Below are 4,046 nucleotides of genomic sequence, written 5' to 3'. Positions count from 1 at the left end.
GGCGCGCAGCTCGTCGGCGAAGTATGCCGCGGCCTTGTCGGGCGAGGCCGTCACCAGGGCATGCGCGGCACCGATGTGCATGAGCCAGACCGTGGCGACGGCCGGATGGGACCGGGCGAGGATCCGCACGATGCGCCCCAGCGTGGCGTAGGAGAGCCCCTGACCGCCGTGGCTGACGGGAAGGAAGGCGGCATCGAGGCCGCTGTCGGCGAGTGCGCGCAGGTGCTCGATCGGAAGGCGTGCTGCGGTGTCGTCTTCGGCGACGGTCTCGGCGAAGTCGGCCGCCAGTGTCGTGACGGTGTCGATCCAGTGCNNCGCATCCTGCTGCGAGGTCAGGAAATGGTTGCCGCCGGCGGGCTCGCTGAGCGCGTTGGCGAAGCGCTTGCCGGCGCGCAGCTCGTCGGCGAAGTAGGCGGCGGCCCCGTCGGGGGAGGTCGTCACCAGGGCATGCGCGGCGCCGACGTGCATGAGCCACACCGTCGCGACCGCGGGGTGGGAGCGAGCGAGGATGCGCACGATGTGACCCAGGGAGGCGTAGGAGAGACCCTGTCCGCCGTGGCTGACGGGAAGGAAAGCGGCGTCGAGGCCGCTGTCGGCGAGCGCGCGCAGATGCTCGATCGGCAGACGCGCGGCGGTGTCATCGGCGGCGGCGGTCTCCGCGAAGCCGGCCGCCAGGGTCGTGACGGTGTCGATCCAGTGCTGCTCGTCGGCGGGGACGGCGATGGGAGAGGGGCGGGTGAGCATCGGGGATCCTTCCGGGTCAAGGATGTGCGAGGTCGGCGTGGCCGCACGCGTCGACCGGACCGGGGAGCAGCACGTCGACGAACTGCTGCGTGCGGGTGTCGACGAGTCCGCGTTCGGTGACGCCGAGATCGGGCACGACGTAGAGGCCGACGAAGGACAGGATGATGTACGGCGAAGGGATCGGGCATCCGAGATCCGCGGTCACGGCGTGGGCGTGTGCGAGGGCCGCGGCGGTCTCTTCGAAGGGGGCGTCGCTCATCATGCCGCCGACCGGCAGCTCCACCCGGGCGAGGACCTCGTCGCCGTCGACCGTGACGAATCCGCCGCCCATGGCGCGGATCTCCTCGACGGCGCGCAGCATGGAGGCGTCGTCGGCGCCGACGACGGCGATGTTCATGTTCGGGCAGTTCATCGAGATGGCGATCGCCCCTCGGCGCAGGCCGAACCCGCGCACGAACCCGACCCCGGCGAGCGGCTCGGCGTGGTGGCGGTCGATCACCGCGATCTTCAGAACGTCGGTGCCGGTGTCGCACTGCACGCGGTCGCCCTCGACGGCGAGCTCGGCGTCGAAGGCGCGCTTGAAGTATCCGTTGTACATCTCCATCGCGCGCACGCGGGCGCGTGGCCCGTCGGCGCTCACCCGCAGCAGATCGGCGTCGAGGGTCTCGGGCAGACGGATGCTGTCGCGCGTCCATTCCGGAACGTCGTCGTCGACCTCGAAGCTCGCGGTCCCGTTCCGAGCGACGACGGATCCGGCGACCATCACCGTCGACGGACGCACGTCGGCGAGATCGGGGATGATCTGCAGGTCGGCCAGGCGCGACGGAGCGAGGAGTCCGACCACCTGATCGAGCCGGTAATAGTGCGCCGGCTGAGCGGTGGCCATGCGGTAGGCGAGCACGGGAGCGACGCCGAAGCGGATCGCCTGCCGCACGTGGTGGTCGATGTGGCCCTCGGTGCTGAGATCGAGCGCGTGCTTGTCGTCGGCGCAGAAGCACATGTGGCGAAGCGCCGGCGCGATCGCGTCGAGGTCGGCGAACAGCGGCACGGTGTTGTCGGCGAGGGACGAGCCCATGACGGTGATCATCGCGCCGAGGCGGGTGCGCTCGAGGGCTTCGTCGACGGTGGCGGAGTTGTGATCGTCGCCGACCCCCGCGGCCAGGTAGCTCCAGAGTGATTCGTGGGTCTGCGCGGCGGTGTGGCCGGTGATGCGGCGCCCGGCGATCAGCGCCTCGCGGTAGCGGGCGGTGGACACCTCGCCCAGGTCGAACGGGTTGCCCTCACCCAGAGTCGCGGTGACGTCGTCGTGCAGGCGGTCGAGCACGGTCTGTTCCGGGATGATCGCGCCCCCGCGCTCGAGCGAGGTGGAGGCCGGGGTGGTGGGGGAGACCTGCTGGAAGATGTGGAACGGTGCGCGCGTGGTGAGCAGATAGTCCATGCCCTCCGGGCCCCAGACGTTCGCTGCGGCGTTGGGGTCGGTGAGCACGGTGGTCGTCCCACGCGGAACGCTCACGCGGGCGAGCTGACCGGGGGTGAGGTTGGTGTATTCGATGTGCAGGTGCGCGTCGATGAAGCCGGGCGCGACCCAGGCGCCTCGCGCGTCGACCTCGCTCGTGCCGGATGCGACGTGGTCCCACGGAGTGAGCGCCGCGATGTGCCGCCCGGCGATGAGGACGTCGCGTTCGAGCCACTCCTCGGTGCCCGGGGAGAGCACGAGACCTCCGCGCACGATGACATCGGGATCCTCGAGGCCGGCAGCGACCTTGCGCAGTCGCTGGAGTTCGGCGGTCGTCGGAAGAAGCTCCGCCTTGTCGGTCATCTCTCCTCCGCTCTCGTGCCGGGGGCTCTCGTCTCGGGGCTCATCCTGATCCAGTCTGAGGGGAAGACTGCCGCCATCGTGTCGCGGGGGGTCGACACGATGGCGACAGCCGGCTCGGGGTCACCGGAGTGCGGCGCTCACGGTCAGCAGCTCGGCGGTGAGATCGCGCTTGAGATCGACGTCGGCGAAGGACGCGTCGATCGAGCGCTGGGCGAAGCCGATCATGTCGGCGAGGTCGAATCCGAAGCGGTCGGCGGTCACGGCCCAATCGACGTCGAGGGTCGTGCCGAGCGGGGCGGGGTCGTCGGTGTTCAGGGTGACGAGCACGCCGGCATCGACGAGACGCCGGATGGGGTGCGACGCCCAGTCGGGGTAGATGCCGAGCGTCACGTTCGATCGGGGGCAGACGCCGAGGCTGATGCGGTCGTCGATCAGGCGTGCGAGGAGGGCGTCGTCCTCGATCGCGCGCACGCCGTGGTCGATGCGCTCGGCCTGCAGGAGATCGAGGGCATCCCATACGCCGTCGGGTCCACTGGATTCCCCCGCGTGCACGGTGCGGTGGAGCCCCGCGCGCGCGGCGATCCCGAACGCGCCGCGGAATTTCTCGCCCGTGCGACCGGCGACCTTCTCATCCCCGTCGACGGACAGCGCGACCAACCGGTGCGGGCGGGTGGTCGTCAGATCCGTCACGATCGCCTCAGCCTCCGTCGCGCTCTGGGAGCGCAGCAGCGAGTAGGCGATGCCCACGCGGCAGAGGCCGTCTTGCTCGGCCTCGTCGAATCCGGCCGCGAGTGCGGCAAGGAGGTCCCGTTCGCGGCCGCGCCATGCGTTCCAATGCGTCGGGTTCACGATCACGTCGCTGTAGCGCACGCCGGCTGCCGTCTGCCGGGCGGCGAAGGCGTAGGCGACGCGAGCGGCCTGCTGCGGCGTGCGCACGAGGCCGCACTGCCAGTCGAGGAAGCGGAGAAAACCCGTGAGGCCCGCCGCTCCGGCGCCGGACCCGCCTCCCGAGGTCACGTCGGGAGCGGTGTAGCCGTCGTGCGTCGAGATGTCGAAGATGGTCGCCGCCGGACCCGGGAGGGGAACGCCGTTCTCCTTCGCGAGCGTGAGCAGGTCGATCAGCGAGAAGGTGCCCTCCAGGTGCACGTGCACCTCCGCCTTCGGCAGTGCTCGGATCTGCTGTTCGTCGATCCGGGAGGCGGTGGAGAGCGGATGCAGCATGACGACCTTTCGGGGGAACGCTGACGACCCTAGCCGAGAAGAGCCACTTGTTGACAAGTGAGGGCCTGTGGCGAGAGAACATGTAACACGATGGAAATGCTTGCCCGACTTTCCGGCCGGTGTGGCGCGCAGCCGACGAGCGGGTGAGTCGACTTGTCTACAAGAGGCGTTGGTCAGGCACCGCGCCGTAGATCAGGCACTCGTCGTTGGTCAGGCACCGTGCCACGGCGGACGCACCGTGCGAACGATGGAGTACGACGCG

3 protein-coding genes are annotated in these 4,046 nt (G+C 70.0%); all 3 read right to left on the bottom strand.

Annotated features, from left to right (window positions below):
* On the bottom strand, positions 1–744 hold a 744-nt coding region (locus B4E30_RS15215; protein WP_286796011.1), incomplete at its 3' end, for an acyl-CoA dehydrogenase family protein.
* A gap of 16 nt (positions 745–760) precedes the next feature.
* Positions 761–2,563 (bottom strand): adenine deaminase C-terminal domain-containing protein, encoded by a 1,803-nt coding sequence (locus B4E30_RS15210; protein WP_286796009.1) that lies wholly within the window; start codon positions 2,561–2,563, stop codon positions 761–763.
* Positions 2,564–2,683: 120 nt separating this feature from the next.
* Positions 2,684–3,784 (bottom strand): adenosine deaminase, encoded by a 1,101-nt coding sequence (gene add, locus B4E30_RS15205; RefSeq protein ID WP_286796008.1) that lies wholly within the window; start codon positions 3,782–3,784, stop codon positions 2,684–2,686.
* Positions 3,785–4,046 lie beyond the last annotated feature (262 nt).

The organism is Microbacterium sp. UBA3394 (assembly GCF_002358725.1).
Taxonomy (GTDB): Bacteria; Actinomycetota; Actinomycetes; order Actinomycetales; family Microbacteriaceae; genus Microbacterium; species Microbacterium luteum.
This window is presented reverse-complemented; position numbering and strand designations above follow the sequence as displayed.

Coding starts and splice junctions, on each gene's coding strand:
- B4E30_RS15210 (WP_286796009.1), bottom strand. CDS start 2,563: ATGACCGACAAGGCGGAGCTTCTTCCGACGACCGCCGAACTCCAGCGA.
- add (WP_286796008.1), bottom strand. CDS start 3,784: ATGCTGCATCCGCTCTCCACCGCCTCCCGGATCGACGAACAGCAGATC.